The sequence below is a fragment of the Venatorbacter sp. C2-1 genome (assembly GCF_022832715.1).
Lineage (GTDB): Bacteria > Pseudomonadota > Gammaproteobacteria > Pseudomonadales > Oceanobacteraceae > Venatoribacter > Venatoribacter alkanivorans.
Genome location: NZ_CP094879.1, coordinates 794,245 through 816,658 on the forward strand (window position 1 = coordinate 794,245; position 22,414 = coordinate 816,658).

Here is a 22,414-nt window from a genome sequence, read left to right on the forward strand (position 1 = left end):
GCGCTTAATCTATTTCAACGCGGAAGCGGTGATCGTTACCGTAGCTGCGATCCCAGAGGAACAGGTGGTTGTGCCAGTTACCACCCTGCCAGTTGCGTACGTAGTACCAGAAACTGCCGCCGAAATCACCGAACACCACTTCATCGCCGTCTTTCAGGCAACCATCACTGACGGGTCCGACTTTACGTAAATACAGGTTCTCCGACGGGCTGCTGGCGGCGTAATAACCGTAGTCGCCATCGCCGCCGCGCCAGTAATTCATATAGCGGCCGTTCTGGTTGCTGCGCAGCTTGATATAGGCTCCGGGCCAGCCGCCGACATCTTTATAGTTATTACTGGTCAGGCAATAGAGGTCGGTAAACTGAGTTCCCCAGCCTTCAATACTGAAACTGCTGCTGGCATCGCTGGCGCTGTGATTGGTGGTCAGCCAGCCGTCGCTGTTATTGCTCAGACCCAGATAGCCGCCACTGTTCAGCGCTTTGAAGCGCACCTGACGATAACGCTCCTGACGCGGACTGATGTCCGGCTGGCTGGCAGCGGCGCCTAAACCCACAACCGGGAAGTGGTCGGAATATTCATCCGATTCATAATGGTAGCTGTCGGGAATAATGACGGTATCCCGCCAGGTGCTGGCTGCCGCAATCGGCAGGGTGGCGTTGCCCCAGCCCGGGATGTCTGCATGGGCGGCCGACAGCAACAGGTAATCCAAGTGTTCAGGGGCGTAGCCGGGGTATTGTTTGGCCGCGAGGTCGTTCTGCTCAGGGTTCCAGCTGGGGATATCATTCAGGTATTGCGGAGCACGGGCGTTCAGTGCGCTGAGCATGTTCTGATATTCCGGACCCTGGGTTTTAACATTCAGGTCGCCGGCGATAATCACGGGTTCATGTGCAGGGATATTCTGCGCAGCAATAAAATCGCGGATTTTTCCGAACTGCGCCAGACGCTCCGCCGAGCCTTTTGGCGTACCGCCGCAGCTGGATGATTCTGACTGGGTGTGAGTGGCGATCAGGTGCAGGCGTTCACCGTTACGCAGAATGCGCGCATAGGCAAAGCCCTTGTTGTCGAGAGAGTCGTCACCGCAGCTGTTGTTAAACATCACCTGCGCCTGATACTCAATCGGCCAGCGGCTGAGGATGGCAACACCGCCATTCTTTTTAACCGGATCAATATAACCAATGCTGTCATCCCACTGGCTGGCATTCAGGTCGGAGGCGATCACCGGCGTCTGATACGGATAGTCGTTTGCCAGCCCCTGCAGAATGACATTGGCCGGGCCGCTGCCGTCGTAGTTCAGTTCGAACAGTTCATTCAGCGCGACCACATCGTAGCCGCGGATATAGTCTGCCTGGGCGACCAGCGCTGCACGCTGATCGGTACCCGGGCCGGTGCCCAGTCCCCAGAGGAAGACCGGCAGATACACGTTATGGGTCAGAACACGCAGATCGTTGTAGCTGGCCTGAGCGGGAATGCCCAACAACAGCAGAAACAACAGAGGAAGAACGGATTTCATGGTGAGCTCGTTATAATTGTAAGAGCGTACCACTTTAACGGAGGGGGATAATTCTGACATCTGGCGTATCGGGCCAGATGCCATGTTTGTCTTAAGCGATCAGTTTAAAACAATATCCGCAAAGCTACTGACGGCGGTATGAGTGGGGTTCTGCGGTAGGGCACCATCACGTACCAGCCAGCAGGTTTGCAGTCCGGCTGCGCGTGCGGCATCCAGTTCTTCAGCGATATCCGACAGAAACAGCACATCCGCCGCCTGAATATCATGCTGCTTCTGCAGTTCGGCGAGGATAGTACGGTAGGAACCGGCCTCCCGTTTGCCGCCGATCAGGGTATCGAAATGACCGCTGAACAGCGGCAGCAGATCACCGTCCTGTGAATAACCGAAAAACAGCTTCTGTGCCTGTACTGAGCCTGAAGAATAGACATACAGCGGAATGCCGCTGGCATGCCAGCGCTGCAGGTATTCGGTGGCATCGGCATACATGTGCGCGGCGTAGTCGCGGTTTTTGTAGCCGGCTTCCCAGATCAGTCCCTGCAGGGCTTTCAGCGGTGTTACTTTGCGGTCGGCGGCGATCCACTGCAGCAACAGTGCAATCAGCGCTTCATGGTCGGTGGCGTCAACGTCGATGCCTTCGGCGGCAGCCAGTTGCGTAGTCTGTGCCAGTTGCTGCTGCACCTGAGCATCCTGCAGATGACTGCGCACGTAATCCGGCAGGTGCTGTGCGGCGTATGGAAAGAGCACGTCTTTGACAAAAGAGATGGAAGACGTGGTGCCTTCAATATCGGTCAGAATCAGTTTTACGGTCATCAGGGGTGCGGCTCAGTTTTCCAGGCGGTTAAAGCGTTCGGCAATGTCGCTGCCGGTGAAGTTGGCGACCCAGCCGTCAGGGTTGTTGAACAGACGGATGGCAATAAAGCCCGGATTCGGGCCCATATCAAACCAGTGGGGGGTGTTGGCCGGCACACTGATCAGGTCGCCTTTCTTGCACAGGACTTCAAACACTTTATTGTCGGCATGCAGGGTGAACAGACCTTCACCGGCGACGAAGAAACGCACTTCGTCTTCGCTGTGGGTGTGTTCGCTGAGGAATTTCTGCCGCAGTTCGGCTTTCTGCGGATGGTCGGCGCTGAGGCTGACCACATCAACGGTCTGATAGCCGTCTTCCTGCATCAGGCGGTCGATGTCTTTGCGGTAGGCGCTGATAACTTCTTCCGGTTGGGCGCCGGCGCTCAGATCGCTGCCGGTTTGCCACTGTTCGAAGCGTACGCCAATCTCTGCCAGTCGCGCCTGAATCTTGCTGCTGTTATCACTGGTAAACAACAGATTCGTTGTGTCGTGGTCGGTATAGATGCGGATAATGCTCATGGCAGTCCCTTAGAGTTGACGGAGTTTCAGCAATTCGAGCTGGTAGCCTAACAGGTTTTCCAGCGCTTCCAGATGACGGAAACATTCCGCCAGATCTTTGCCCCAGGTGTACACGCCGTGACCGCGTATCAGATAGGCGTGGCCCTGACCCTGAGTGCTCATATGCTGTTCGACCAGAGCAGCCAGACGGGCGATATCCTGATCGTTGGCAAACAGCGGGAAGCTTATGGTGTCTGCGTGGGTGGTTTCCCCGGCGAAGGCTTTCTGCAGTTCCCAGCCGTTAAGCTGCAGCTGATCCTGTGGCCAGATCTGCGACAGTACTACCGCCACCGGCGAGTGGGTATGCAGCACGGCACCAATGGCCGGATCACGTTCGTACAGCTGAGTATGCAACAGGGTTTCGGCGGAAGGCTTGCCCGGAGTCAGGGCGTAGCCATTCCAGTCGACCACCAGAATATCCGCCGGTGTCAGCTCGCCCTTGTGCTTACCGGAACTGGTCAGTGCACAGCACTGCTCATTCAGGCGTACGGAATAGTTGGAACTGGTGGCCGGTGACCAGCCACGGCTGTAGAGGATGCGGCCATAATCACACAGCGCCTGGGCGGCGCGGGCAAAATCCTGCTGATTAAACATGGCCATTCCTCAGCGTGCCAGCAGCAGCGCAACGCTGTCGCGGTCGGGTTGCATAATCAGGCCCTTTTCGGTGGCGATGACATCGATCAGGCCAGCCGGGGTAACATCAAATGACGGGTTAATGGCCTGACAGCCGGCCGGTGCAATCGGCTGACCAAAGAGGCTGGTCACTTCTTCCTGCGGTCGCTGCTCGATTGGAATATCTTCACCGCTTTCGAGGGTTAAGTCGAAGGTGGTGGTTGGGGCGGCAACCATCACTTTGACCCCATGGTGTTTGGCCAGTACCGCCAGACTGTAAGTGCCGATTTTATTGGCTACATCGCCATTGGCGGTAATACGGTCGGCGCCGACAATCACCCAGTCGACATTGCCCTGACGGAACAGCTGCGCGGCGGCACCGTCGCATACCAGGGAGACAGGAATCTGATCCTGCATCAGTTCCCAGGCGGTCAGACGCGCGCCCTGTAACCACGGGCGGGTTTCTCCGGCGTATACCTGAGTAACCTTACCTTCGGCGTAACCGCTGCGGATAATGCCAAGGGCAGTACCGTGACCACCGGTGGCCAGTGCGCCGGTGTTGCAGTGGGTGTAGATCACGGCATTTTCCGGCAGCACCGAGGCACCGAACTCGCCCATGGCGAGGTTGGCGGCGATATCTTCTTCGTGAATCTTGCGGGCTTCGGCTACCAGAGTGTGCGCATCGGCGGTGTTCAGCGCGGCCATGCGCTCCAGTGCCCAGAACAGGTTAACGGCAGTCGGACGGGATTCAGCCAGAACATGGTAAGCCTGCTGCAGATCGCGGCCGGCCAGAGCGTCGAGGGCATAGCCATAGGCTGCGGCAATACCAATGGCCGGGGCACCGCGTACGACCATGGCGCGGATGGCATCGGCGACTTCGGCGGCGGTGGTGTATTCGAGTACACGGTGTTCGTGCGGGAGTACGCGCTGATCAAGCAGATGCAGGCTTTGCTGGCGCCATTCGATGGCATGGAAAGAAGCGTGTGCGGATGCAGAATGTGCAGACATGATGGCCGTCCTGATAACAAGGTGCGGGCAGCGGTAACACTCTGCCACACACTTAAAATAAGGCGGCTATTCTAGCTGAATGGCACCTGATCCTAAACTTTAAACTCGTTTACGATGCTGCGCAGTTGTTCGGCCAGCTGTTCTGGCTGAATGGCACCCGATCCTAAACTTTAAACTCGTTTACGATGCTGCGCAGTTGTTCGGCCTGCTCGGCCAGCTGCTCGGAGGCGCTGGCGGTGTTGCTGGCCTCGCGTACGGTATTCTCGGACACCTCATTGATACGCACGATATTGGCGCTGATTTCGGCCGCCACCTGGCTTTGTTCTTCCGCGGCAGTGGCAACCTGAGCGTTCATATTATTGATGGTGGCAACGTGCTGCATAATGCTGTTGAGTGAGTTTTCGGCCTGACGTGACTGTTCCACTGCTTTCTGGGCATTGCCCTGGCTGAGCTCCATCACCTGAACGGCTTCCTTCATATTGCGGTTGAGTCGTTCGGTAACACTCTGGATATCGCTGGTGGTTTCTTCTGTGCGGGCGGCCAGTGCGCGGACTTCATCGGCGACCACGGCAAAACCACGGCCCTGTTCGCCGGCACGGGCGGCTTCAATGGCGGCGTTCAGCGCCAGCAGGTTGGTTTGTTCGGCAATGCCCTGAATGGTTTTGGAGGCATTGCCGATCTGTTCGCTTTCTTTTGCCAGCGTCTGGATAACGTCACGGGCGCGCTGTACATCCTGCACCAGCTCGGTAATGGCGCGGATATTGGCTTCCATCACTTTTTGCGAGGCGCTGGTTTCTTCACTGGCTTTGCGGGTGGCATCGGCGGCGGACTCGGCGCTCTCGGCGACTTCGGAGGCGGTGGCGGACATCTGGTTGACCGCAGTGGCTACCTGTTCAATCTCATCCTGCTGATGCTGGATGCCACGGCGGGTGGCGGTGGCGATGGTCAGCACCTTTTCTGAACCGGCAGACACACCAAGGCTTAAGTTAGCCATTACCCGTACCAGCAGCTGCAGGTGACTGATAAAACCATTGAAGTTGGTGACCAGTTTGCCGATTTCATCGGTAGCGCGGGTTTGCAGGCGGATGGTCAGATCGCCGTGGCCGGTAGCCATTGAGCCCAGTGAGTGAACAATACGGTTAACCAGCCGGGTAATCAGGCTGGAGATGTACCAGGCGGTGAATTGCAGCATGGCGATCATAATCAGCGCAATCATCAGGCCGACCTTGAGGGTGCGCGAGCTTTCATCGCTGGTGGCCTGAATTTCTGCAGAAAAGTTCTGGTAATTCTGCTGGCGCAGCTGCTCCAGCATGGTGCTGAAAGCATCGTAAGTCTGGTTTGCCTGCTGAGCACGTTGTGCCAGTTGGGCCAGCTCTAGAGAGCCTTTAATCATGCCCTCAGCCATCTGACTGGCGCTTTGCCAGTACTGTTTATAGGCATCGCTGAGTTGCTGGATTTGCTGGTTCTGAGGCAGCAGCTGGCGGATAGCATCCAGTGTTGTCAGCATATCCTGATGATGACGGCGGGCTTCGGCGATGCGGTCTTCATCCAGATCGGCGACGGCATTGGCCAGCTCATTGCGGACTTTAAACAGCAGCAGGCCGCTGCGGTCGATTTTTTCGGTTAACGGGAAAGCAACCTGCTCCATATGCTTCAGGTTGGATTCTATGCGCTGCTGCGCGAGCAGTGAATAACCCAGGTAAATGAGAAAACCGGCGGCACCGGTCAGGGCAATGGCAAAAATTTTGTAGCGCAGGGATAGTCCGTTAAACAGCGTCATTCAGTATCATCCTGATTGAAAACTCAGGATTAGGAATAGCTTAGGAGTCGGAATGCGACAAGTTGCCTGACCTGATAGTCAGTACGTCCTTATGGGAATAACTGAAAGCACCCACACTCAAGAGTCGGAAGTCATGCCGGAGTATGAATGGGGGCTCATACTCCGGCATCAGACAGGATCAGAGCATATCCTGCATTTGCTGGTAAGCGCGCACCAGGCCGTTGGTAGAACCGTCAAAATGCTGCGGAATACGCTGTGATTCCAGCGCTTCCAGTACTTTATTACCAAGCTGTTTACCCAGTTCCACGCCCCACTGATCGAAGGAGTTTACGCCCCAGAGCATGCCCTGGGCCGCGACCTTGTGCTCGTACAGAGCGATCAGTGCGCCAATGGTCCGCGGCTTGGATTTGGGGAAGTACAGGGTATTGCTCGGACGGTTACCGGGAATGACCTTCTGCGGTGCCAGTACGATAGCTTCAGCTTTGCTCATGCCGGCGGCGATCAGTTCTTCGATGGCTTCGTCTTCCGATTTGCCCTGCAGCAACGCCTGGCTCTGGCTCAGGCAGTTGGAGACCAGCATAGCGTGGAAATTGTCGATCGGGTTGTGGCTGCACATCGGCATGATGAAGTCACAGGGCGAGAAATGCGTGCCCTGATGCAGCAGCTGGTGGAAAGCATGCTGGCCATTGGTGCCAACGCCGCCCCAGATGATTGGGCCGGTCTGATAATCGACCTGATAACCATCGGCGGTGACCGACTTGCCATTACTCTCCATATCGAGCTGCTGCAGGTGGGCCGGCAAGGTACGCAGATAGTGGTCGTACGGCAGAATGGCGTGGGAATTTACCCCGAAGAAGTTCACATACCAGATTCCCAGTAATGCCATGATCACCGGCATATTCTGCTCCAGCGGCGCGGTGCGGAAGTGCTCGTCCATTTCAAAGGCGCCGCGCAACAGGTCGCGGAAGTTGTCGATACCAATCGCCAGTGCCAGCGGTAAACCAATGGCTGACCAGAGCGAATAACGGCCGCCCACCCAGTCCCACATCGGGAAAATATTCTCTTCGGCAATGCCAAACTCAACCGCTTTCTCAATATTGGAAGACACCGCGGTGAAGTGCTTGGCCAGGTCACTTTCGTTACCACCGTTATCCAGGAACCACTGGCGGCAGGCCATGGCATTCTTCAGGGTTTCCTGAGTACTGAATGACTTCGACTGGATGATAAACAGCGTGGTGGCCGGGTCGAGGCGCTTCAGGATCTCGGTGATATGAGAGCCATCGATATTGGCCAGATAGTGAATGGTCAGGCGGCTGTCCCAGTAGGGTTTTAACGCACCGGATGCCAGCTTGGGGCCCAGAAAAGAACCGCCGATGCCGATGGAGACCACATCAGTAAAGGCTTTGTTGGTATAACCGCGCCATTGGTTGCGGCGGATTTTCCAGCAGAACTCTTCCATGCGGCGTACGGTGTCTTTGATTTCCGGCATGATGTCCTGGCCGTTAACCAGCACCGGGCGATCGCTGAAGTTACGCAGGGCGGTGTGCAGGGCAGGACGCTTTTCACTGCGGTTAATGGCTTCTCCGCTGAACATGCTGTCGATATGCAGAGGCAGTTCCCGCTCATTGGCGAGCTGCAGCAGCAGGCGCATGGTTTCTTCGGTGATACGGTTTTTGGAGTAATCCAGGCTCAGACCAGCGGCCTGAATATGGAAGCGCTCAAAGCGGTAAGGGTCTGCTGCAAACCAGTCACGCATATGCTGGTCTTTGATTCCGGCATGATGCTGTTGTAACGATTTCCAGATTTCAGACTGGGTCAGGCTTCCTGTTACGGCCATGAACTTTCCTTAAATACGGTCGGATGACAACGACAAGTCAGATGCGGCGAGTATACGGAAGGCGGCAACAACGGGCAAAAAACTTGCGCTGAGGGCTGGGTTGGCAATGGCCATAAAAAAACGCCGCATAAAGCGGCGTTTATTGGTCTGGCAGTGAGCTGGGCTCAGGCCACCTGGACCGGAATATCGAAGCTGGTATGGCTGACGCTGTTATCGGCGTTCAGGTACACCATCTTAGGCTTGAACGTGGCCAGCTCTTTTTCGTCATAGTTAGCGTAAGCACAGATAATAATGCGGTCGCCCACATCAGCCATATGCGCTGCAGCACCATTTACGGAAATGATACCTGAACCATCTTCGCCACGAATAATATAGGTGGTGAAGCGTTTGCCATTATTGATGTTATAGATCTGGATCTGTTCAAACTCACGCATACCCGCGAGATCCAGCAATTTGCCGTCAATGGCACAAGAGCCTTCATAGTTCAGCACCGAGTGCGTAACCCGAGCCTGATGAAGCTTGGCTTTGAGCATGATGGATTGCATGGTAAACCCTTTCTTTACTATTCGGACGATTCTTCACTGTGGGAGCAGGTCCTGCAGCGCCGGAATTGTTCACTTATCACCCATATGGGCGCAAGGCGGCGAAGTATGCCTCAATCATTCGCCTGATTCAATGTCACCTGAAGATTATCAATTAAGCGTGCTGAGCCAAGGAAAGCCGCGCCTAAAACGACTACAGAGTGGTCATTGAGTGTTGCCGGAGCCAGGTCTGAAGTACGGCGGATTTCCAGATAATCGGTACGGAAACCACGTTGATTCAGGCGTTCTTCTGCATTTTTCAGGCTATCGGAAAGGTCTTTTCCGGCTTTGAAGTCGTCAGCGATCTCGCTCAGGGTCTGATACAGGCCCGGGGCCAGCGCCCGTTCTTCAGCGCTCAGATAACCGTTACGGGAGCTTAAGGCGAGGCCATCAGCTGCGCGTTTGGTTGGTACCGGGATGATTTCCACCGGCATGCACAGGTCGTTCACCATCTTGCGGATTACCGCCACCTGCTGAAAATCTTTTTCACCGAAAAAGGCCATATCCGGCAGCACCTGATTGAACAGTTTGCTGACCACCGTCGATACGCCATCAAAGTGGCCGGGGCGACTGCCGCCGCACAGCCCCTCAGATACGACCGGTACATGCACGATGCTCTGTGCGTCCTGGCCGTTGGGGTACATTTCATCGACATCGGGCGCAAACAGCAGGTCACAGCCGGCGGCGGCGAGCTTTTCCTGATCGGCAGGCAGGGTGCGCGGGTAGCGTGCCAGATCGCTCTTATCATTGAACTGCAGCGGGTTGACGAATACTGATGAAACGGTAAAGCAGTCTGCCGCCAGAGAGCATTCAATCAGGCTGATATGGCCTTCGTGCAGATTGCCCATGGTCGGTACAAAACCGATACGGCGGCCGCTGTTGCGGGCATTGCGCACATGTTCGCGCAGTTCGCGGATGGTATGAACGGTAATCATGCGCTGAATCCGTGTTCGGCGGCCGGGAACTGACCGGATTTAACTTCTTCAACATAAGCGGCAAAGGCCTGCTGCACGTTGCGGCCATCGGTGAGGAAGTTTTTCACAAATTTAGGAGTAAAACCGGAATTCAGACCCAGCATATCGTGCATCACCAGAACCTGTGCATCGGTGCCAGCACCGGCGCCGATGCCGATCACCGGAATGGATACCGCGGCGCTGATACGGGCGGCAAGGGCGCTGGGTACACATTCGAGCAGCAGCAGGTCGGTACCGGCTTTTTCCAGCGCTATGCAGTGGGCCAGCATGGCTTCGGCTTTATCGTCTTCACGGCCCTGTACGCGGTAACCGCCGAATTTGTTGACCGATTGCGGTGTCAGGCCGAGGTGTACGCACACCGGCACGCCTTGGCGACCCAGAGACTCAACCAGCGGGATCAGCCAGTCATCACCTTCCAGCTTGACCATATGCGCACCGGCCTGCATCACTTTACGGGCGCTTTCCAGCCCCTGTTCCAGCGTGCCGTAACTCATAAACGGCAGATCGGTCATGATGAATGCCGGGCGCTTGGCGCGACGGTTACCACGCACAACGGCTTCGGTGTGATAGACCATATGCTCAACCGTAACCGGCAGTGTGCTGTCCTGGCCCTGAATCACATTGCCGAGGGAATCGCCGACCAGCAGCACTTCGACACCGGCATCGGCTGCCAGTTGGGCAAAGGTCGCGTCGTAGGCGGTCAGGACCGAAAATTTTTCCTGCCCGGCTTTCATTGCCTGCAGTGAGCGGATACTGATGGGACTCATGGTCATTCTCCGGTTACAGCGTTTCGTTTAGAAACAAATCTGGGGCGTATGGTGCGGATTGGCGCTTATAAGTCAACTGTCAGAGCAGTCAACAAACCTGTGGCGGTGGCCCGATGCGTTGCAGATCACCACCGAATTCCGGCGTCAGCCCAGCAATGGCGCGGCCATCGGGCAGGTGCAGATCGGCGGCAATTTCAGTCAGCGGCAACAGTACAAAACTGCGCTTATGCATCTCGTGATGGGGAATATTCAGGCGTTCGCTGCGCATGGTCAGATCACCATACAGCAGCAGATCGAGATCGATACAGCGCTCTCCCCAGTGGCGGCGTTTGATGCGGCCCTGCTCGCGTTCCTGAGCCTGCAGGGCATCCAGCAGGGCCAGAGGTTCGAGACTGGTTTCCAGCTCAGCAACGGCATTCACGTAATCCGGCTGATCCTGCGGCCCTAATGGTTTGCTGCCGTACAGTGAGGAGCAGCGCAGCAGGCGGCTGTGCGGTAATGCAGCCAGCGCGCGCAGAGCGATAGTGATCTGCGCGGCAGGATCGTCAAGGTTGGCACCGAGGCCAATAAAGCAGCGAATCATAAGGATGAACGGCCGTCGTCAGTTCGCCTGGGGAGGACGGCGGTTGCGGTTACGCGGTGAACGGCGGCGGCGTTTTTTGTACTCGCCCTGACCGTCAGCGTCGCCCGTGCGTTCGAAATCGCGTGGTGGGCGGCTCTGTACCAGATCAGGATGTTCCTGCTGCAGGCGTGTCCAGAAACCACCGATACCATTCAGGTTTTCGCCGGACTGCTCGCGCAGCAGTACAAAATCGTAAGCGGCACGGAAGCGCGGGTGGGTCAGCAGGTCTTCGGCCTTGCGGCTCTGGGTACGTGCCAGACGTAACTGCATCTCCCAGATTTCACGCATCGGGATAGAAAAGCGCTTGGGAATGGCGGTGCTCTGAATTTGTTGTGCGAGAACCCGGTCAGCCGCTTTCTGCAGTGCCGGATGCGGTGGCATGCCTTTGGCCTCGAATTCTTTCTGGATACGTACCAGTGGTGGCCAGAGCAGGGCAGCGAGGAAGAAGTAAGGTGTTACCGATTTACCCGCACGGATGCGCTCATCGGTGTTACGCATGGTGTTCTCTGCCATGATCAGTGCCTGCGGATCATCGCGCAGGCATTGCTCTGTGGCCGGGAACAGCGGCCCAAACAGCTGGTACTCACGCAGCAGGCGCAGGGTATCCAGCGCCTTGCCGTGCAGAAACAGTTTGAGAATTTCTTCAAATAAACGCGCGGCCGGAATCTGTTCCAGCAGTGGCGCCATCACCGGGATTGGCTCGGCGGTATGCGCCTCAATGCTGAAATCCAGTTTGGCGGCAAAACGGATGGCGCGCAGCATGCGCACCGGATCTTCGCGGTAACGGGTTTCCGGATCGCCGATCAGGCGCAGACGACGGTTTTGCAGGTCATCCCAACCGCCGGCATAAGCATGCACGCTGTAGTCGGCAATATCGTAATAGAGAGCGTTGATGGTGAAATCGCGGCGTACGGCGTCTTCGTCTTTGTTGCCGTAAACGTTATCACGCAGAATCATGCCCTGATCGCCCTTGGCGGCAATCTTACTGGAGTGTTCCTCCGTGGGCGGGGCGCGGAATGTGGCTACTTCAATCACGTCGCGGCCAAAGACCACGTGCACCAGCTTGAAACGACGGCCGATCAGACGGGAATTACGGAACAGCTGATTAACCTGCTCGGGGGTGGCATCGGTTGCTACGTCGAAATCTTTTGGATGCAGGCCCAGTAGGGTGTCACGAACGCCACCGCCAACCAGCAATGCCTGGTGTCCGGCTTTGTTCAGCCGGTACAGTACTTTGAGGGCATTTTCGCTGATGTTGCTGCGACTGATGCTGTGCTCGTCACGTGGCACGATGGTCAGCTGCACATCGGTACGTGGTTTCTTTTTGCCGAACAGGCGGATAACAGATTTGATCAAATTGGTTGGCCGTTTCACGGATTGAGAAGTCTTAGTCTTGCAAAGAAGCAGGCGAGTGTAACGGTTCACCTGAATTTAAGGAACCTCTGAATAGTCTCGTCTGCCAGCAATGGCCGCGAAGTCTGTTTGCGGGGGGCAGATAAACAAAAAGCCGCATTGGCGGCTTTGTGAGTCTTCTCTTTTTATTATTGTTATTTTTCAACCAGGCGAACCGACTGTTTTGAATGGACAGGTTCCTGCCCTTTATTTTTCTTATTCTTCACAGCCAAGAGCTGTGCATTCAAAACAGCGTGTTCATAACACCGGTCTTTTATTGTTGTTGTTATCGAAGACCGTTTTGCCCGGCGCTTTGTTATTTTTATAAGTCGCCGGTTTTGCACTCAGGACGTTTGTTATTTTTATTGTTCGCCTCAGTGTTCTGATATCTATATAGCATTCGCCATGCCAGTTTTAAAAAGCCCTTTAATATCAATACCTTATGAATTTTACGTGACGTTTGTTACCCGAGACTTCGACTAAAGTGTTACTTGGAGCGAGGCCTGAGGTAACAAAAGATGTTTCTGGGTAACAGTGTGTAACCTTATTTGGGATGACGTCGCTTCTGGTCGTGGCTGACGCTTTTTAAGTCAGGGGAAAGTATTGGTTTTTACGGTTTATTGCTGGTTGCGCTGAAAATACTGACGAGAGCTGAGGACGGGCGGGATTGTCCGGGTCTGTTACAGAATTTTGTTACCGGGGCTGTTTCAGAGGGGAGTTGGCAGAAGTACTGGGGTCTTGCAGATAAGAGAGATGATTGCTTTGCCGGCTGCGTCGCGGGCAAAGCAATCGTCTTTCAGTGAGTCGGGGCTTGTTATTATTGTTTTTAACTCAGCGGCCGTTTTTATTTTTATTGTCTGGCCTGTCGCGCTCGTTTTTTTATTTTTATTTTATGAGGCGCATTTTTTATTGCTTTGCTCACTATATAGCGAATGCCGTGCCAATTAATTGGTCTCTTTAAAAACCCTTTAAAATCAGTAGCTTATGGATTTTTAAGAACGTTGGCCCGAATTGCGTTCCACTAAAGTGTTACCAATGGTGGCGGTAAATGACTGATTTTTGAGAGGAGTGTAACCCGAAGGTTACACTTTGTGATACAGATGACATCGTGGTGATGCTGGCGGAAGCAGTGTTTATTTCCCGCTCTTCTTGCGTGGAATGCCCAGACGCTGGCGGCGCTCCCAAAGGCTTTTGCGTGAGATGCCCAGCTTACGCGCCAGGTCGGTCTCGGTCATGTTGTGTTCGTTTTCCAGCACAAAGTGCACAAAGTAGTCGTCCAAAGATAGATCGCCCTGCTGGGGTTGACCATCAACTGGCCCATATTGTTCATTCTGCAGCAGATTTTCACGCATCGCCGGGCTGACATAACGATCCGGTGACAGATCAATACCCAACAGATCAGCCTGAATGCTGTCATCATCGGCAAGGATCACAGCACGTTCGACGGCGTTTTCCAGCTCGCGCACGTTACCCGGCCAGTTGTACTGGCGGATAGCCTGGGTGGCTTCGGCGGTAAAATGCATCGGCGGTTGCTGCATTTTCTCGCAGGCACGGGTCAGCATGGCATTGGCAATTTCGACCACATCGTCGCCACGCTCGCGCAGTGGCGGCAGATGCAGCTCAACAACATTCAGACGGTAGTAAAGGTCTTCACGGAACTCGCCGCGACTGGCCAGATCTTTCAGATTGCGGTGGGTCGCAGCAACCAGGCGAACATCGACCTTTCTGCTTTGTACTGAACCCACGCGGCGGATTTCACCTTCCTGCAATACGCGCAGCAGGCGCGCCTGAGCTTCGAGTGGCAGTTCACCGATCTCATCAAGAAACAGGGTGCCGCCGTCGGCAGCTTCGACCAGACCCTGACGCATGGCGTTGGCGCCGGTAAAGGCGCCTTTTTCATGGCCAAACAGTTCCGATTCAATCAGGGTTTCAGGAATGGCAGCACAGTTAACCGAAATCATCTCCGCGTTATGGCGACGGCTCTGATTATGCAGCGCCCGTGCGACCAGCTCTTTACCGGTACCGGATTCGCCCTGAATAAGGACGGTGGCGTCGGTGGGGGCTACCTTGCTGATTTTTTTGAACAGCAGCAGCATAGGCTCGCAGCTGCCGATAATGCCGCTGACCGGATATTCTTTGCTGACTTCTTTGCGCAGATCGGTGTTGGTTGGCTTATGGCTGAGGCTGGATTCTTTCAGAATGCGCTGTACCGCCTGAATCATTTCGTCGTGGTCGAAGGGTTTGGCGATGTAATCCACGGCCCCCATCTTCATAGCATCAACCGCCGAGCGCAGGCTGGCGTAGCTGGTCATGATCAGTACCGGAGTGTCTCCGGCCAGCTCGACCAGTTCGGTGCCCATGCCGCCGGGCAGGCGCAGATCGCTGATGATCAGGCTGTAGCGGCTCAGGTCTTCATTTTTGGCGGCATCAAGGGAATCCACATCGGTGACTTCGTAGTCGTGGCGCTGCAACAGGCGGCGCACGGACTGACGGATAATGGCTTCGTCTTCAACAACCAGGATGTGACTCATGCAACGGGTTCCGATTCTTCAATGTGATGATAACGTGGCAGGCTGACTTTAACACAAGTGCCGCGGCCGTCGGCGACCGGACTTTCAATGGCGATGTGGCCATAGTGTTCTTCGATGATGGAATACACCAGTGACAACCCCAGTCCAGTGCCTTTACCGACGTCTTTGGTGGTGAAAAAAGGCTCAAAAATACGGTCGACTTTATCGGCGGGAATGCCGTGCCCCTGGTCGATAATTCTTAATATCACCTGATGTTCGTCGGTATCGGCGGTAACGCGGATGTTCTGACCGGGACCGCTGGCATCGCGTGCGTTGCTTAACAGGTTCACAAATACCTGAACCAGGCGCTGATCATCGCCAAGCACCATCACGTCACCGGCACACTCATTAATAAAGGCAATGTCCTGGCTGCGTTTGCTTAAACGCAACAGCTGCATGGCTTCGTCAATAACATGCGCCAGGCTGACCGGTTCATGTTCGGTGGAGTGGTGGCCGGCGTGGGCAAAGTTCATCAGCGATTGCACGATACGGGTAACCCGCTTGGTCTGCTCCTGAATCTGGTTAGCCATTTCCAGCAGTTCGGGGTTGTCGGTTTCGTAGCGGATCGTCTGCGCCAGACAGTCGATACCGGTAATGGGGTTGCCGATCTCGTGTGCCACACCGGCCGCCAGACGGCCAATGGATGCCAGACGCTCGCTGTGCATCAGCTCGTCTTCCAGCAATTGGGTTTCAGTCTGATCTTCCATCAGCACGACAATACCGCCGGGCTGGCCGCCACTGGGCTTGATTACCGATTTATGTAGACTGTACCAGCGCGGACGGGCGCCGATATCGACACGCTTTTTGTGTTCGTGCATGGGTTCGTTAAGAACGAAATCCTGTAGCAGCGTATTCCACGGTGGTGGCAGACGGCTGAGATGTGAGCCGGTGACCTGAGCAGCATCGATCTGGGTCAGCTCAGTCATCGCCTGATTCCACATCAGAATCTCACCATCGTCAGCCAGTGAGCATACCCCCATCGGCAGACGCTCCAGTGTCTGGCGATGGTAGCGGCGCAGGTTATCCAGTTCGCCGGCGAGGCCGCTGAGGCGGTCATGGAAGCCTTCCAGACGCTGTTCAATCTGATAAATGTCTTCGCTGAGTTCGGCATTTTCCTGAAACGGCAGGTAACGGCTGACGATATCGTGCGCCACGGTTGGTCCCATCAGGCCGGAAATATTCGCCTCTAAGCGTGCGCGCAGGCGGCGCAGGGCGTAGGGACGGTCTTCGTAAGAAGGCAGGTCGAGATCGGTCAGGGCCTGATAGACCTCGCGCTCGGCGACGTAGCGCCCAAGCGGTTTGCTCAGCGACATAATCACATCGTTGGAGTTGCCGGCAATCAAAGGGCGGCGGCTGGGGCGTGAGACGGTGTCAATGGAACAGGCTTCGGCAGCCGACATTTCCGAGGCCTTCTGTTTGCTGCTGAGACTCACCAAAACAAACAGCAACAGGTTGATGGCAAAGGCTGACAGCGCGGCCAGATGCCAGTTGCTTTCATCAATGGCCGCCAGTGGCAGCGGTACGTTCCAGCCCAGCGCCAGCTCAGAAAACGGCAGCAGCATGCCGTAGATCCATACCAGAATACCGGCGATCAGACCGGCGAGAAAACCTTTGCGGTTGGACTTGGGCCAGTACAGCAATCCCAGTACGCCGGGTAAAAACTGCAGCGCGGCGACAAAAGCAAGAATACCGAGGCGGTTAAGATCCAGATCAGCGCCGACGGAACGGTAGAAGCCGTAAGCCAGCAGCAGAATGCCGGCGATCAGCGAGCGCCGCATCCACAGCAGCCAGCGATAAAAATCATGGCGCGGACTGGGCTTGTGGAAAGGCAGCACCAGATGGTTGAGGAACATGGCGGCGGTGGCCAGGGTTATCACAATCATGATGCCTGAAGCGGCGGCCAGACCGCCGACAAAGGTCAGGATGACCAGAAACGGCGATTCCAGTTTCAGGCCGATACCTATGGCAAAGTACTCGGCCGGTGTTTGTACATTCAGGTAAATACCGGCCCACAGAATCGGCGGCACGGCCATGCTCATGGCCAGCAGAAACAGCGGGAACCCCCAGCTTGCCGGTTTTAGCGCATCGCTGTTGACGTTTTCGGTAAAGGTCACATGGAACATGTGTGGCATGACGATGGCCGCGGCAAAAAACACCAGCAACAGCGTGCGCCACGGCCCTTCCTGCAGGGTAATCTGCTGGTTGGACAGGCGGTCCTGATTATCGATCAGCCACTGCTCCAGACCACCGACCTGATCGAAAATACCAAACAACGCCACACCGGCCAGCACCAGAATGGCAGTCAGTTTGAGCAGCGATTCAAAGGCCAGGGCAAAGACCAGCCCCTCGTGTTTTTCCCGCGGTGAAACATGACGCGCGCCGAACAGTACGGCAAAGATAATCATGGTGACACAGAAGCCGAATGCCAGCGTGGTCACCGGCCACTCACTGTTGAGCAGGTGCAGGGTATCGGCGATGGCACTGATCTGCAGCGTCAGCATCGGAATAACGACGGCGAGGGTAAACACTGATACCAGCATACCGGCCAGACGCGAGCGGTAACGGAAGGCGAGCAGGTCGGCGAGAGATCCCAGCTGATAAATACGGGCAATATGCAGAATGGGACGCAGCAGGATTGGCGACATGACAAAGGCGCCGGAGATGCCCAGGTAATAAGCCAGGAAACCATAGCCGTATTGGTTGGCCATGCCCACCGAACCATAAAACGCCCAGGCGCTGGCATACACGCCGAGCGAGAAAATATACACCAGTGGGTGACGTACCCAGCGGCGCGGGACCCAGCCGCGTTCAACCGCATAAGCGGTGGTAAACAGTGCGCCGAGGTAGCCTAAAACGATCAGCCCCAGCTGACCCAGACTAAAGCTCATCGTCACCCCGCTTATGATTCAGCCAGATATAAAAGCCGATCAGTAACAACCAGATTGCAAAGGGGCGATACCAGGCGCCGCGGTCATCGAGCCACCAGTCCATCATGATGGGGGAAAACAGATAAATCCCCACCAACAGTGCCAATCCAAGGCGGTAATCGTACATAACCAGGCCGTCGTAAATGAAAGCGGCAAGCGTACCACAAAGTTCTCAGCCGGCAGACGCTTCGCGCTGAAAGCCCTCGGGGGCCGGGCGCTCGCGCTGGCCGGCCAGCGCCTGTGGTTGCCAGTGTTGTGTTGCCCAGTGCAGCAGTTCGCCGGGCGAGCATGACTGCAGTTGCGGCGGGGGTTGCTGGCCGAGCCAGCTCAGCGCCATCCACAGGGTTTGGCTGATATTTTCTGTGGTCAGCGGCTGTGCCAGATTCTGTTTGCTCAGCTTCTGTCCATTAGCCTCCAGCGCCACCGGTATATGGCTGTAGCAGGGCAGGGGGTGCTGCAGCGCGTGGTAGAGCAGGATCTGGCGTGCGGTGGAGTCGATCAGGTCGATGCCGCGCACGATATGGCTAATGCCCTGATCAATATCATCGGTGACCACCGCCAGCTGATACGACCAGGGACCATCGCGGCGTTTGATAACAAAATCGCCAATCTCCTGTGTCAGATCGCTGCACCAGCGGCCCTGTAAACCATCGTCAAAGCACAGCTCACCTGCCGGGCACAGAAAACGCCAGGCGATATCCGTTGTTGCCTGACAGTGGCAATTCCCCTGATGCGGCAGGCCGCCAAGTTGCTTGCGCGAACACTGGCAGGGAAACGCCAGACCGTTGCTGATCAGTTGCTGCAGTACCTGTTGATAGGCCTCATGGCGTTCGCTCTGATAGCGTACCTCGCCATCCCAGTGCAGGCCGTAGGCATCGAGAATATGCAGAATCGCACTGGCGGCAGAGGGGTCTTCGCGTGGCGGGTCGAGATCTTCGATGCGTACCAGCCAGCGGCCGTTATTAGCACGGGCATCGACATAGCTGGCCACAGCGGCAAGCAGTGAGCCGAAGTGCAATGGTCCGGTGGGAGAAGGCGCAAAGCGGCCGGTATAAGAAACAGAAGAAAGGGGATTGGCCATGACGGCAGTGTCTGACATGAAAGGGTCAGTCATCAGAGGAAAAAGAAAGCGCGACCGCCGCTGGCGGTCGCGCATTCAGCCGGATCAGACGCCCAGCTGTTTTTCTTTGATTTCAGCCAGCGTCTTACAGTCGATGCACAGATCGGCGGTCGGGCGGGCTTCAAGACGGCGAATACCAATTTCCACGCCACAGGCGCTGCAGTAGCCGTAGTCACCTTTGCCGATCAGGTCGATGGTTTTCTCAATCTTTTTGATCAGCTTACGCTCACGGTCACGGGTGCGCAGTTCCAGGTTGAACTCTTCTTCCTGGCTGGCACGATCGTTAGGATCGGCGTAGTTATTCAGCTCGGTTTGCATGTGCTCTTTGGTGCGATCCACTTCTTCCATCAGCTCCTGTTTCCAGTTGCGCAGGATAGTTGCGAAGTGCTCCAGCTGAGCATCACTCATGTATTCTTCATCTTTGCCAATTTCGTAAGGAGTGAAATCGGACAGGGCAAATTCTTTTTTATCTTGCGGCATTGCGTTACTGCCTCACCTGGTAAACCGGTTTAACCGGACATCGGGTCCATGCGCCCCGGGAAAACAACACTTTTCTTCCCTGGGCTCCAAATGATAAGGCGGGGAAACTATCAGATAACCTGCCAAGCGCCAACTATTTCCGCAGGGTTTTGTTGGCTTTGGTTGCTGCCAGTCAGTCATCTGGCACAATAGGCCGGTTATTTTGTTGTCTTCTTTAGCCGTTTTTATCTGTATTTATTGATAGTTGAGTTGTTATGTCCCCCGAACAGGCCCCGGCCACCCCTGATTTCTCTTCGTCTGCCCGCCGTTGTGCGGATATCAAACCCTTTCAGGTAATGGCCATTCTGGCCGAAGCTCAGGCGCTGCAGGCGCAGGGGAAAGATATTATTCATCTGGAAGTCGGCGAGCCCGACTTCCCGACGCCACAGCCGATGATTGATGCCGCGATCAAAGCGATGAACGCCGGCAAAACCGGCTACACCCCGGCGCTGGGATTGCCCGAATTACGCCAGAAACTGGCGGATTATTACTACAGCCGTTTTGGTGTCAGCATCAGCCCAAAGCGTATTGTGCTGGCACCGGGGGCCTCCGGCGCCTTACTGCTGTTAACGGCGGCACGGTTGAATCCGGGGCAGAAGATGTTGCTGGCCGATCCGGGTTATCCCTGTAACCGTCATTTTGCCCGGGTGTTTGAAGGCCGCGGGCAACTGCTGCCCTGTGGTGCGGCGCAGAAGTTTCAGCTGACGGCGGCCGATATTCGTCAGCACTGGTCGGCAGATACCAAAGTGGCGTTGGTGGCGTCACCGGCCAACCCGACCGGCACCGTGTTGTCGCTGGATGAACTCAGCGCTCTGGCGGCGGCTGTACGTGAGCAGCAGGGCGAACTCTGGGTGGATGAAATCTATCAGGGGCTGAATTACACCAGTGCGCCGCAGACGGTCCTGTCGGTGGCGGAGGATGCGGTGGTGCTGAACAGCTTCTCCAAATTTTTCGGTATGACCGGCTGGCGCCTGGGCTGGGCGGTGGTGCCGGAGTCCTGGGTGACGGACCTGGATACCCTGGCGCAGAACCTTTTTCTGGCACCGCCGACGCCGGCGCAATATGCCGCGCTGGCGGCTTTTGAGCCGGAGACGATGGCGATTCTTGAGGAGCGCCGGGCGGAACTGGCCGAACGCCGTGATTATCTGCTTGAAGCTTTGCCGCAACTGGGTTTTGGCGTGCCGGTCGCACCCGACGGCGCGTTTTATATCTATGCCGATGCCAGCCGTTTTACCAGCGACAGTCTGAGCTTCTGTTCACAGGTGTTGCGTGAAACCGGCGTGGCCATTACGCCGGGCGTCGACTTTGGCGAACACGAAGCCGGCAGTCATGTGCGCTTTGCTTTTACCACCCGCCTTGAGCGTTTACAGGAAGCGATCGCCCGCCTGCAGAACTGGCTCACTCAAGCCGGCGGAGTACGCTGATGCGTTACGATTCAGCGCTGGTCGGCGGGCGTTTAATCAAACGCTATAAACGTTTTCTGGCCGATATCGTGCTCGACAGTGGTGAGGAAATTACCGCCCACTGCCCCAATACCGGCTCGATGAAACACTGTGCCGAACCCGGCAGTCGCGTATGGTTGTGGGACTCTCTGCCATCCGGCGCGGCGGCCAAACGCAAATACCGTTACAGCTGGGAATGGGTGGAAGTTGCCGGGCGTTATAAAGCCTGTATCAACACCGCCCGCCCGAACCAGCTGGTGGCCGAGGCTCTGGCCGCCGGGCGCATTGCTGAGCTGGCGGGGGATTATCAGATTCTGCCGGAGCCTAAAGTTGAAGACGGGCGGCTGGATTTTCTGCTGCAGCCACAGCAGCCGCAAGAACCCCCGGTGTATGTTGAGGTTAAGAGTGTTACTTTGCTTGATTACCCTCAGCCAGATCAGCCGCAGGCCAGTGATGGCTGGGGCAGTTTTCCGGATGCGGTGACCACCCGTGGTTTGAAGCATCTGCGCCGTCTGGCTGAGTTACGTCAGCAGGGGTATCGTACCCTGCTGTTATTCTGCGTACCGCACGAGGGCATTAAGCGGGTACGCCCGGCGCGGGTCATTGATCCGGCTTATGCCGCGGCGCTGGCCGAGGTGGTGGCACAGGGCGTTGAGGTACTGGCTTATCAGGCGCAGTTTTATGCGGATGCCAGCGGCCTGGAGCTGGGGCAGTGTTTGCCGGTCGATATTGCTGGCTGATGCTGCAGCAATGGCACAACTGATTACAAAAACAAGGTAAGTACGATGAAACGCACTCTTATTATTCTCATTATTGGTCTTTTGCTGGGCGCCTGGATTGGTTCCAATCTGATCCGTGACCGTGATCCGTTCGCCAACCCGTTTAAATCCGATGCGCTGATGGATCGCCTGAAAGACGGTGGCTCTGACTTACTGGAAGGCGGTAAGGATGTACTGCAGGACGGTATCGATAAACTGAAAAAGTAACGGCCGCTTGCGGCGTTACAGATCGGCCCAGATCCGTCCATCGCGGATCTCGTGCGCAACGGCTCTTAAACGCTGGCCCTGACAGGGGCCGGCGATGCACTGACCATCTTCAATCAGAAACAACGCACCGTGCATGGCACACTGAATCAGGCAGCCATCACTGTCGAGAAACTGGTCCGGTAACCATTCCAGATTAATGCCCAGATGTGGGCACTGATTGTGATATACGAAGAACTGTCCCTGTTTGTGCACAACAAAGACCGACTGGCCTTCGAGTTCAAAACCTTTACTCTGTCCTTCCGCAATTGTGTCTGTGTGGCACAATGCCCGCATATTCTTTCCTGCAGCCTGAGTTAATTC

General features: G+C 55.9%; 21 protein-coding genes. 3 read left to right on the plus strand and 18 right to left on the minus strand.

Annotated elements, in window-relative coordinates; translation table 11 throughout:
• Nucleotides 1–4: 4 nt before the first annotated feature.
• The 17 genes from sph to dksA all read right to left on the minus strand — a co-directional run bounded on the left by sph (nucleotide 5) and on the right by dksA (nucleotide 19,587).
• On the minus strand, nucleotides 5–1,510 hold the full coding sequence (gene sph / locus MT343_RS03500; protein ID WP_186435977.1) for a sphingomyelin phosphodiesterase: 1,506 nt from the start codon (nucleotides 1,508–1,510) through the stop codon (nucleotides 5–7).
• Between the two features lie 99 nt (nucleotides 1,511–1,609).
• Nucleotides 1,610–2,320 (minus strand): acireductone synthase, encoded by a 711-nt coding sequence (gene mtnC / locus MT343_RS03505; protein ID WP_145469854.1) that lies wholly within the window; start codon nucleotides 2,318–2,320, stop codon nucleotides 1,610–1,612.
• A 12-nt stretch (nucleotides 2,321–2,332) separates the two neighbouring features.
• Complete coding sequence (locus MT343_RS03510; RefSeq protein WP_145469853.1) at nucleotides 2,333–2,878, minus strand: 1,2-dihydroxy-3-keto-5-methylthiopentene dioxygenase; 546 nt, start codon at nucleotides 2,876–2,878, stop codon at nucleotides 2,333–2,335.
• A gap of 9 nt (nucleotides 2,879–2,887) precedes the next feature.
• Nucleotides 2,888–3,511 carry a methylthioribulose 1-phosphate dehydratase gene (locus MT343_RS03515; RefSeq protein WP_145469852.1) on the minus strand — a complete coding sequence of 208 codons (624 nt, stop codon included), beginning with the start codon at nucleotides 3,509–3,511 and terminating at the stop codon, nucleotides 2,888–2,890.
• A 9-nt stretch (nucleotides 3,512–3,520) separates the two neighbouring features.
• Complete coding sequence (gene mtnA / locus MT343_RS03520) at nucleotides 3,521–4,537, minus strand: S-methyl-5-thioribose-1-phosphate isomerase (RefSeq protein WP_145469851.1); 1,017 nt, start codon at nucleotides 4,535–4,537, stop codon at nucleotides 3,521–3,523.
• A gap of 163 nt (nucleotides 4,538–4,700) precedes the next feature.
• Entirely contained in the window at nucleotides 4,701–6,317 is a 1,617-nt protein-coding gene (locus MT343_RS03525; protein ID WP_145469850.1) for a methyl-accepting chemotaxis protein, read from the minus strand.
• Nucleotides 6,318–6,495: 178 nt separating this feature from the next.
• A complete protein-coding gene (gene pgi, locus MT343_RS03530) occupies nucleotides 6,496–8,154 on the minus strand; it encodes a glucose-6-phosphate isomerase (protein ID WP_145469849.1) in 1,659 nt (552 codons plus the stop codon).
• 164 nt (nucleotides 8,155–8,318) lie between these two features.
• The gene (gene panD, locus MT343_RS03535; protein ID WP_145469848.1) at nucleotides 8,319–8,699 is read right to left on the minus strand and encodes an aspartate 1-decarboxylase; all 381 of its coding nucleotides are present in this window, start codon (nucleotides 8,697–8,699) and stop codon (nucleotides 8,319–8,321) included.
• Between the two features lie 110 nt (nucleotides 8,700–8,809).
• Complete coding sequence (gene panC, locus MT343_RS03540; RefSeq protein WP_145469847.1) at nucleotides 8,810–9,670, minus strand: pantoate--beta-alanine ligase; 861 nt, start codon at nucleotides 9,668–9,670, stop codon at nucleotides 8,810–8,812.
• Nucleotides 9,667–10,476 carry a 3-methyl-2-oxobutanoate hydroxymethyltransferase gene (gene panB, locus MT343_RS03545; RefSeq protein ID WP_145469846.1) on the minus strand — a complete coding sequence of 270 codons (810 nt, stop codon included), beginning with the start codon at nucleotides 10,474–10,476 and terminating at the stop codon, nucleotides 9,667–9,669. The genes panC and panB overlap by 4 nt, the downstream gene beginning before the upstream one ends.
• Nucleotides 10,477–10,564: 88 nt before the next feature.
• Nucleotides 10,565–11,059 (minus strand): 2-amino-4-hydroxy-6-hydroxymethyldihydropteridine diphosphokinase, encoded by a 495-nt coding sequence (gene folK, locus MT343_RS03550; RefSeq protein WP_145469845.1) that lies wholly within the window; start codon nucleotides 11,057–11,059, stop codon nucleotides 10,565–10,567.
• Between the two features lie 18 nt (nucleotides 11,060–11,077).
• On the minus strand, nucleotides 11,078–12,451 hold the full coding sequence (gene pcnB, locus MT343_RS03555; RefSeq protein ID WP_243989497.1) for a polynucleotide adenylyltransferase PcnB: 1,374 nt from the start codon (nucleotides 12,449–12,451) through the stop codon (nucleotides 11,078–11,080).
• A 1,172-nt stretch (nucleotides 12,452–13,623) separates the two neighbouring features.
• Nucleotides 13,624–15,021 carry a sigma-54-dependent transcriptional regulator gene (locus MT343_RS03560; RefSeq protein ID WP_145469843.1) on the minus strand — a complete coding sequence of 466 codons (1,398 nt, stop codon included), beginning with the start codon at nucleotides 15,019–15,021 and terminating at the stop codon, nucleotides 13,624–13,626.
• A complete protein-coding gene (locus tag MT343_RS03565) occupies nucleotides 15,018–17,948 on the minus strand; it encodes a sensor histidine kinase (protein ID WP_145469842.1) in 2,931 nt (976 codons plus the stop codon). The genes MT343_RS03560 and MT343_RS03565 overlap by 4 nt, the downstream gene beginning before the upstream one ends.
• Nucleotides 17,938–18,114 (minus strand): hypothetical protein, encoded by a 177-nt coding sequence (locus MT343_RS03570; RefSeq protein ID WP_186435975.1) that lies wholly within the window; start codon nucleotides 18,112–18,114, stop codon nucleotides 17,938–17,940. The genes MT343_RS03565 and MT343_RS03570 overlap by 11 nt, the downstream gene beginning before the upstream one ends.
• Before the next feature lie 45 nt (nucleotides 18,115–18,159).
• Nucleotides 18,160–19,068 carry a tRNA glutamyl-Q(34) synthetase GluQRS gene (gene gluQRS, locus MT343_RS03575; RefSeq protein WP_145469841.1) on the minus strand — a complete coding sequence of 303 codons (909 nt, stop codon included), beginning with the start codon at nucleotides 19,066–19,068 and terminating at the stop codon, nucleotides 18,160–18,162.
• An 84-nt stretch (nucleotides 19,069–19,152) separates the two neighbouring features.
• Entirely contained in the window at nucleotides 19,153–19,587 is a 435-nt protein-coding gene (gene dksA / locus MT343_RS03580) for an RNA polymerase-binding protein DksA (RefSeq protein WP_145469840.1), read from the minus strand.
• Nucleotides 19,588–19,841: 254 nt separating this feature from the next.
• Here dksA and MT343_RS03585 point away from each other — a divergent pair, with 254 nt between their 5' ends.
• From MT343_RS03585 to MT343_RS03595, 3 genes are read left to right on the plus strand one after another with little or no spacing between them, the layout of a single operon-like run.
• Nucleotides 19,842–21,050 carry a pyridoxal phosphate-dependent aminotransferase gene (locus MT343_RS03585; RefSeq protein ID WP_145469839.1) on the plus strand — a complete coding sequence of 403 codons (1,209 nt, stop codon included), beginning with the start codon at nucleotides 19,842–19,844 and terminating at the stop codon, nucleotides 21,048–21,050.
• A complete protein-coding gene (gene sfsA, locus MT343_RS03590) occupies nucleotides 21,050–21,808 on the plus strand; it encodes a DNA/RNA nuclease SfsA (protein WP_145469838.1) in 759 nt (252 codons plus the stop codon). The genes MT343_RS03585 and sfsA overlap by 1 nt, the downstream gene beginning before the upstream one ends.
• Before the next feature lie 45 nt (nucleotides 21,809–21,853).
• Nucleotides 21,854–22,054, plus strand: coding sequence for a hypothetical protein (locus MT343_RS03595; protein ID WP_145469837.1), 201 nt, complete (start codon nucleotides 21,854–21,856; stop codon nucleotides 22,052–22,054).
• Nucleotides 22,055–22,069: 15 nt separating this feature from the next.
• On the opposite strand, the gene MT343_RS03600 is transcribed toward MT343_RS03595, so the two are convergent.
• On the minus strand, nucleotides 22,070–22,387 hold the full coding sequence (locus MT343_RS03600; protein ID WP_145469836.1) for a Rieske (2Fe-2S) protein: 318 nt from the start codon (nucleotides 22,385–22,387) through the stop codon (nucleotides 22,070–22,072).
• Nucleotides 22,388–22,414 lie beyond the last annotated feature (27 nt).

Bases quoted from the DNA above. Each gene is read 5' to 3' on its own strand.
- sph (WP_186435977.1), bottom strand. From the start codon at position 1,510: ATGAAATCCGTTCTTCCTCTGTTGTTTCTGCTGTTGTTGGGCATTCCC.
- mtnC (WP_145469854.1), bottom strand. From the start codon at position 2,320: ATGACCGTAAAACTGATTCTGACCGATATTGAAGGCACCACGTCTTCC.
- MT343_RS03510 (WP_145469853.1), bottom strand. From the start codon at position 2,878: ATGAGCATTATCCGCATCTATACCGACCACGACACAACGAATCTGTTG.
- MT343_RS03515 (WP_145469852.1), bottom strand. From the start codon at position 3,511: ATGTTTAATCAGCAGGATTTTGCCCGCGCCGCCCAGGCGCTGTGTGAT.
- mtnA (WP_145469851.1), bottom strand. From the start codon at position 4,537: ATGTCTGCACATTCTGCATCCGCACACGCTTCTTTCCATGCCATCGAA.
- MT343_RS03525 (WP_145469850.1), bottom strand. From the start codon at position 6,317: ATGACGCTGTTTAACGGACTATCCCTGCGCTACAAAATTTTTGCCATT.
- pgi (WP_145469849.1), bottom strand. From the start codon at position 8,154: ATGGCCGTAACAGGAAGCCTGACCCAGTCTGAAATCTGGAAATCGTTA.
- panD (WP_145469848.1), bottom strand. From the start codon at position 8,699: ATGCAATCCATCATGCTCAAAGCCAAGCTTCATCAGGCTCGGGTTACG.
- panC (WP_145469847.1), bottom strand. From the start codon at position 9,670: ATGATTACCGTTCATACCATCCGCGAACTGCGCGAACATGTGCGCAAT.
- panB (WP_145469846.1), bottom strand. From the start codon at position 10,476: ATGAGTCCCATCAGTATCCGCTCACTGCAGGCAATGAAAGCCGGGCAG.
- folK (WP_145469845.1), bottom strand. From the start codon at position 11,059: ATGATTCGCTGCTTTATTGGCCTCGGTGCCAACCTTGACGATCCTGCC.
- MT343_RS03560 (WP_145469843.1), bottom strand. From the start codon at position 15,021: ATGAGTCACATCCTGGTTGTTGAAGACGAAGCCATTATCCGTCAGTCC.
- MT343_RS03565 (WP_145469842.1), bottom strand. From the start codon at position 17,948: ATGAGCTTTAGTCTGGGTCAGCTGGGGCTGATCGTTTTAGGCTACCTC.
- MT343_RS03570 (WP_186435975.1), bottom strand. From the start codon at position 18,114: ATGTACGATTACCGCCTTGGATTGGCACTGTTGGTGGGGATTTATCTG.
- gluQRS (WP_145469841.1), bottom strand. From the start codon at position 19,068: ATGGCCAATCCCCTTTCTTCTGTTTCTTATACCGGCCGCTTTGCGCCT.
- dksA (WP_145469840.1), bottom strand. From the start codon at position 19,587: ATGCCGCAAGATAAAAAAGAATTTGCCCTGTCCGATTTCACTCCTTAC.
- MT343_RS03585 (WP_145469839.1), top strand. From the start codon at position 19,842: ATGTCCCCCGAACAGGCCCCGGCCACCCCTGATTTCTCTTCGTCTGCC.
- sfsA (WP_145469838.1), top strand. From the start codon at position 21,050: ATGCGTTACGATTCAGCGCTGGTCGGCGGGCGTTTAATCAAACGCTAT.
- MT343_RS03595 (WP_145469837.1), top strand. From the start codon at position 21,854: ATGAAACGCACTCTTATTATTCTCATTATTGGTCTTTTGCTGGGCGCC.
- MT343_RS03600 (WP_145469836.1), bottom strand. From the start codon at position 22,387: ATGCGGGCATTGTGCCACACAGACACAATTGCGGAAGGACAGAGTAAA.